Source organism: Actinocatenispora comari, assembly GCF_017312725.1.
Taxonomy (GTDB): domain Bacteria; phylum Actinomycetota; class Actinomycetes; order Mycobacteriales; family Micromonosporaceae; genus Actinocatenispora; species Actinocatenispora comari.
Genome location: NZ_BOPO01000095.1, coordinates 20,645 through 27,055, shown reverse-complemented (window position 1 = coordinate 27,055; position 6,411 = coordinate 20,645). Strand labels below are relative to the sequence as shown.

General features: G+C 73.9%; 5 protein-coding genes. 3 read left to right on the top strand and 2 right to left on the bottom strand.

The window, feature by feature from the left end; genetic code table 11:
• Positions 1-209: 209 nt before the first annotated feature.
• The 3 genes from NUM_RS23950 (at position 210) to NUM_RS23940 (ending at position 2,660) form a co-directional block, all read left to right on the top strand.
• Positions 210-782 (top strand): snapalysin family zinc-dependent metalloprotease, encoded by a 573-nt coding sequence (locus tag NUM_RS23950; protein WP_207127176.1) that lies wholly within the window; start codon positions 210-212, stop codon positions 780-782.
• 50 nt (positions 783-832) lie between these two features.
• Complete coding sequence (locus tag NUM_RS23945) at positions 833-1,339, top strand: hypothetical protein (RefSeq protein ID WP_207127175.1); 507 nt, start codon at positions 833-835, stop codon at positions 1,337-1,339.
• Between the two features lie 94 nt (positions 1,340-1,433).
• Positions 1,434-2,660: a serpin family protein gene (locus NUM_RS23940; protein ID WP_207127174.1), complete on the top strand. Its 1,227-nt coding sequence runs from the start codon at positions 1,434-1,436 to the stop codon at positions 2,658-2,660.
• Between the two features lie 27 nt (positions 2,661-2,687).
• Here NUM_RS23940 and thrS read toward each other — a convergent pair whose 3' ends face one another.
• Both thrS and NUM_RS23930 read right to left on the bottom strand, forming a co-directional pair.
• Positions 2,688-3,935, bottom strand: coding sequence for a threonine--tRNA ligase (gene thrS, locus NUM_RS23935; protein ID WP_207127173.1), 1,248 nt, complete (start codon positions 3,933-3,935; stop codon positions 2,688-2,690).
• Positions 3,936-4,183: 248 nt separating this feature from the next.
• Positions 4,184-6,340 (bottom strand): FUSC family protein, encoded by a 2,157-nt coding sequence (locus tag NUM_RS23930; RefSeq protein WP_207127172.1) that lies wholly within the window; start codon positions 6,338-6,340, stop codon positions 4,184-4,186.
• Positions 6,341-6,411 lie beyond the last annotated feature (71 nt).

Below are 6,411 nucleotides of genomic sequence, written 5' to 3'. Positions count from 1 at the left end.
ACAGCGCGGCGGCGCCGGGCGGCACAGCACGTCGGCGCCGGGCGGCACAGCGCAGCGCAGCACGGCGGCGCCGGGGCGGCGCAGCACGTCGACGTTCGCGCCGAGCACAGGGCGGGGCGCGATTACGTCGCCTGGCACATTTACCCTTTTCCAGGATCAATGCGGGCAATAACGTTCTGGGCAGACCATTCACCTCGAAGGGAGTCGCCATGCTACGACGACGTCTCGTACCGCTGCTGGCCGCGGCGGTGTTCGCCCTGGTCGGCGCGCCGATCGCGACCGCGACCCAGGCCGCCGCCGCGGCCACGCCGCAGGCCGTCACCACCGTCTACTACGACGCCAGCCAGGCGCCCGACCTCGCCGACAACATCACCGAGGCGGTGCAGATCTGGAACGACAGCGTGCAGAACGTGCGGCTGGTCGCCGGCAGCCCGGCCGACGTCACCATCAGCGAGGGGTACGGGGGCGGCTCGTACACGATCCCGCAGGGGCTCGGTGCCGGCGAGGTGTACCTCGACCTGCAGCAGGCCCAGGAGTACAACCCGACCCGGATCGTCGCGCACGAGCTCGGCCACATCTACGGCCTGCCGGACAACTACGACGGTGACTGCTCGATCCTGATGAGCGGGCACAGCGCCGGGTACGACTGCCAGACCACGCATCCCAGCGCCGAGGAAGCCGCGCAGGTGGACGCGAACTTCGCCGACGGCATCCGGGCCCGACGGCAGCCGACCGTCTACCACGGCTGCTTCGACCGCGCCCCGGCCGAGCTGCGCGCCTGACCGAACTGGGGCTTCGCTGGGCGTTTGGTGGGGACTTCTACCCTGCCAGCATGATCCACATTCCCTCCCCCGTACGGCGCCGGGTGATCGGGCTGGCGGTCACCGCGGCGCTGTCCGGTGCGACGCTGCTCGGCGCCACCGGCTGCGACCCGAGCAGTTCCGACGACTGCTACAGCCTCGGCAGCACCGAGACCATCACGCTGGCCCGCGGCAGCCACGGCGGCTCCCACTACGGCGGCTCGCACGGTGGCAGCCACACCGGCGGCGACGAGGGCGGATCGGGATCGGGCAGCCACGACTACGGCGGCGACGAGGGCGGGTCGGGCTCCGGCTACCACGACTACGGCGACGACGACGGCTCCGGCTCGGGTTCCGGCTCCCGTTATCGCTACCGCGGCGGGTACCACAACACCCGGCACGGCACCTCCTGCTCGCCGTCGCCGAGCCCGTCCGGGGGCTCGCCGAGCTACTCCAGCGGCGGCGGCCTCGACGGCGGCACCGGCGCCGATCCGACCGCCGGCAGCACCGACGGCGGCGGGCTCGACCCGCTCGACTGAACCGCCCACCGGCACACCGCGATCACCGGGCGAATCGGCCCGGACCGTCCCGGGAAGGACGGAACCCGAGCCGACCACGGTGCGTCCAACGTGCATGTACGTCACCCGTGCCCTGCGCTGCACGCTGGTCGTCCTGCTGCTCGCCGGTACCGTCGCCGGCGCCGGCCGGCAGAACATCGCGGCGCCGTTGACCATCGGCACCGCCCGGGCGGTCGCGGCCACCGGCGGCCCGAGCAGCGCCGCGCTGGCCAGCGCCGACACCGGCTTCGGCCTCGCCGTACTGGCGGCGCAGCCCGCCGACGGCAACGTGGTGCTGTCGCCGGAGAGCCTCGCGTCCGGCCTCGGGATGGCGTACCAGGGTGCCCGCGGGTCGACGGCGACCGCGCTGGCCCGGGTGCTGCGGCTGCCGGCCACCGGCGATCCGCTGCTCGCCGGCCTGCAGCGGCGCACCGACGCGCTGCGGTCCACGCCCGGCCTGAAGGTCTCCGACACGGTGTGGCTGGACCGTCGGGAGCAGACCCGGCGCGACTATCTGGACCGGCTCGCCACCGGCTACCGGGTCGGGATCCGCCAGGTGCCGCTGCTCAGCGACGCGGCCGCGAGCGCCACCTCGATCAACGAGACGGTGTCGGCGCAGACGAAGGGACGGATCCCGGCCATCGTGTCGGCCGACCAGCTGGCCGGCCTCGGCTGGGTACTCACCGACGCGATGGCGCTGGATGCCCGGTGGCAGCACCCGTTCCGGGCCGAGGACACCCACCCGGCGTCGTTCCGTACCCCGAACGGCACGGTCCGCACCGATTTCCTGCACGGCGACGGCCGCTACCGGTACGCCGCGGCGAACTGGTGGCAGGCGGTGGCGCTGCCGTACCGGGGCGGACGGCTGGAGATGCTCGCGCTGGTCCCGGACGGCGACCAGCGGGTACCGACCGCGGCGACGCTGACCGCGCTGACCGGCGGCCTGCACGACACCCAGCTCGGGCTGGATCTGCCGACGGTGAACCTGTCCTGGTCGGCCGAGCTGTCCGGCACGCTCGCCGGGCTCGGGATGGGCGTCGCGTTCGGCCGCGACGCCGACTTCACCGGCATCTCGGCGAACGCGGCGGCGCTGGCGTTCGTCGCGCACCGCGCCACGCTGTCGGTCGCCGAGAAGGGCACCACGGCCGCGGCGGCGACGGCGGTCGGCGTCACCACCACGAGCCTGCGGGTACCGCCGCGCCAGGTACGGTTCGACCGCCCGTACCTGATGCTGATCCGGGACCGGCACACCGGCGAGCCGGTCCTGCTCGCCCGCGTCACCGACCCCACCGCCGGCGACTGACACCCCCGCCCGGCGCCCGTGCCGCGGTCAGTCGCGGGCGGTGATGTGCGCCCGGAGCTCGGCGACCAGGTCGGCGGTGCCGAGCAGCCGTCGGGCACCGTCCCGGGTGCGTACGGTCGCCGCGTCGGCCACCGCCTCGCGGGCGCCGACGACCGCCTGGTAGGGCACCCGGCGCTGCCGGGCCCGTGCCACCCGGGCACCGAGGCTGTCCTGTGGGCCGGCCAACTCCACCCTGATGCCGTTGTCCTGCAAGGTATCGAGCAGCCGCTCGGCGGCAGGAACCTGATCGGCACCGACCGGCAACACCGCCACCTGGACCGGGGACAGCCAGGTCGGCAGCGCGCCGTCGTGCCGCTCCAGCAGGTACGCGACGAGCCGCTCCATCGCGCCGAGGGTGCCGCGGTGGATCATCACGGGTCGATGCCGGGCGCCGTCGTGGCCCACGTACTGCAGGTCGAACCGTTCCGGCTGGTTGAAGTCCAGCTGCACGGTGGCGAGGCTCTCCTCCCGACCCGAGGGATCGACCACCTGCACGTCGATCTTCGGTCCGTAGAACGCCGCCTCGCCCTCGGCGTCCTGATAGGACAGTCCGAGCCGGTCGAGGGCGGCGGCGAGCTGGTCCTCGGCGGCCGACCAGAGCGCCGCGTCACCGAGGTAGTTGCCGCCGGATCCGCGCCGGGACAGCCGGTAGCCGGCGACCTCGACGCCGAGCTTGCCGTGTACCCGCTGGATCGCCTGCAGCGCAAGGACTATCTCGTCGCCGACCTGGTCCGGTGCGCAGAACACGTGGATGTCGTCCAGGTTGATCTGCCGCACCCGGGACAGCCCGGACAGCACGCCGGACAGCTCGCTGCGGAACATCGAGGCGAGCTCGCTCAGCCGCAGCGGCAGGTCGCGCACGCTGCGCTGGCGGGACGCGTACACCAGGGCGTGGTGCGGGCAGTTCGCCGGCCGCAGCACGAACTCCTCGCCGCCGAGGAGCATCGGCGGGAACATGTCGTCGGCGAACTTCGCCCAGTGCCCGGATCGCTCGTACAGCTCGCGCTTCGCCAGTACCGGGGTGTACACCCGACGACAGCCGTCCGCGGCGGCCGACTCGGCGGCGAGCTTCTCCAGCTCGTACCGGACGATCGCGCCGTCCGGCAGCCACAGCGGCAGGCCCGAGCCGACCAGCGGATCGGTCGCGAACAGGTCGAGCTCGCGGCCGAGCCGCCGGTGGTCCGGCCGGGCGGCGTCGTCGGCGGCGAGGGCTGGAGGCTGGGGGTCGATGGACATCGGATTTCCCTTCCGCTCAGGGCATCCCCGCACCGACACGACGACGGCCCCGGGAGATCGCCCGGGGCCGTGGTCGTTGGCTGAGATCAGGTGGATCTGGGATCAGCTCAGCATCGAGGGCGCCGGGTCACCGGCGTCGTCGTCTGCTGAGCGAAGTCCATTCCGGCACCATACCTCGCCCCGATGCCGATCGCCACCGGCATCGGGGCGGGCCGGCGAACCGCACCCGTCGCGTCCGGCCGAGCCGGTCAGCGCGGGCGGTCGGCGAGGCGGGCGCCCAGCGGCCGGGCCAGCGCGAGTACCGCCTGGTCCAGTTGGGTGAGGTGGTCCACCGCGCGGCGGGTCCGCTCGTCCAGCCCCTCCGGCGCCCCGCGACCGATGGCGGCGGCCGGGTTCTCGTCCCGTACCAACGGTTCCGGGTGCGGTTCGTCCCGCAGCACCGCGCGCAGCCGGTGCAGGTTCGCGGCGACCCGGCCGCCGACCTCGGCCAGCGTCGGGTCCGCCGGCAGCGCGGCGACCTCGGCGTTCGCGGCGATCCCGCGGGCGTGGTGGGCGCACCGGGTGAGCACCCGGACCAGGTGCCGGGTGTCGCTGCGCCGGGCCCGGCGGGGGCTGGCCCGGTGCAGCAGCGGCTCGGCGCTGGTCTGTACCGCGTCGAGGTCGGCGTCCACGTCCCGGGAGGCGTCGATCAGGTCGACCAGCTCACCGTCGGCCATCAGGTCCACAGTGGACGTCACGAACCCGGCGAGCCGGTCGAGCAGGCCGGCCACCGCGTCCCGCAGCATGCTCTTGGTACTGGTGGGCAACACGACCAGCGCAGCGAGCACGCCGGCGGCCGCACCCGCCGCGGTCTCCTCCAACCGCAGCACCAGCAGCCCCGGCGTGAAGGTACCGAGCAGGCTGTAGAGCAGGCCGAGCATCACGGTGATGAAGAACGTCATCGCGCTGTAGGAGATCGCCACCAGGTAGAACGCGGCGAAGATGCAGACGAACAGCAGCCCCGCCACCAGCGGGAGATCGCCGGCGACCAGCAGCGCGACGACGGTACCGGTGACGATGCCGATCATGGTGCCGACGACCCGGCGGAACCCCTTCATCAGCGTCTGGCCGGCGGAGGTGGTGCCGGCGAACACGACGAACGCGGCGATGACCGCCCAGTACCACCGTTGCGGGGACAGCAGTTCGCCGGCGAGGATGGCCAGCCCGCAGCCCACCGTCGCCTGGATCGCCTGCCGGGTGGACGGCAGCAACCGGCCGACCAGCCCGCGTACCGGTGGGGCCACCGGGTCGCGCTCGGCGCGCTCCGGTACGTCCTCCTCGTCGTCCATCGGCGGGCCGACCACCGGCCGGTGGTTCGCCTTGCGGGAACGGGTGACCGCGGCACCGACCTCGGCGATCGCCCACACCAGGCCGCGGGCCGCCGGGCTCACCCCGGCGAGCCGCTGCTCCCGGTCGCAGACCCACTCCGGTACCCGGAACTCGCCCGAGCCGCCGCGCTGCCGGTCCACCCGGATCAGCTCGATCAGCGTCGCCAGCCGGTCCCGGGCGACGGCGCGATCGGCCTGGCTGGGCGGATCGGCGGCTGTCATGGCCCGGCGCGCCTCGTGCGCGAGCGACTCCGCGGCGAGCTCGGCGGCGAGCACCCGGCGCTGGTGCAGCCCGGCGCCGTCCGGGGCGAGCGGGCTGTCCAGCTCCGCCTCCACCATCAGCGCGCTCTCGTGCATCCGGTCGACCCGCCGGCGCAACCGGTCCAGCCGGGCCGGCGCGGGGCCGTCGGTGAGCAGGTCGGTGACGCTGTCGAGGACCTGGGCCAGCCGGGCCTGGAAGCCGCGCCGGACCCGGCGGAAGGTGCGTGCCGAGCGGGGCGGCAGCACGACGATCCGGATCAGCCCGGCGCAGGCCAGCCCGACCAGGATCGCCAGCAGCAGCACCGGCAACGCCGCCGGCGACGCGCCGACGAACGAGGCGAAGAAGAACATCATGAACGCCGGGAACCCGAGCGGGAAACCGTAGTCCGGGATCCGGCGGATGTAGACCGCGACGAAGATGACCGCGAGGAACACCAGGTCGGACACCAGCCGGTGCCCGCCGAGCAGCGCGGACAGGGTCAGCGCGCCCGCGGCCGGCACGATCGTGAGGCCGATCACCGCGGCCTGCCTGCGCAGCGTGCGCTGCACCGGGCCGGACGCGGTGACCATCGCGATGCTGGCGCCGAGCAGCACGCCGGTGATCGCGAAGCCGGCGAGACCGAGTACCACGACCGCGAGCACGACGCTGACGAGCACGCCCAGCGCGAGCCGCAACCGGGCGAGCCCGGGGTCGGAGGCGACGAGCCGGTCGTACCCACTGGCGATCAGGTCGGTCCACCGGCGGCGCAACGCGAGGGAGGATCCGGCGGCCGACATGGTTCCATTCTGACCGAACTACGCGTGCCGGCGGCGGGCGCCGTCGGCCGGAGTGAACGCGGTCATGTCGG

What these genes read in the sequence shown, in the direction of transcription:
- NUM_RS23950 (WP_207127176.1), top strand. Translation starts at nt 210, where the DNA reads ATGCTACGACGACGTCTCGTACCGCTGCTGGCCGCGGCGGTGTTCGCC.
- NUM_RS23945 (WP_207127175.1), top strand. Translation starts at nt 833, where the DNA reads ATGATCCACATTCCCTCCCCCGTACGGCGCCGGGTGATCGGGCTGGCG.
- NUM_RS23940 (WP_207127174.1), top strand. Translation starts at nt 1,434, where the DNA reads ATGTACGTCACCCGTGCCCTGCGCTGCACGCTGGTCGTCCTGCTGCTC.
- thrS (WP_207127173.1), bottom strand. Translation starts at nt 3,935, where the DNA reads ATGTCCATCGACCCCCAGCCTCCAGCCCTCGCCGCCGACGACGCCGCC.
- NUM_RS23930 (WP_207127172.1), bottom strand. Translation starts at nt 6,340, where the DNA reads ATGTCGGCCGCCGGATCCTCCCTCGCGTTGCGCCGCCGGTGGACCGAC.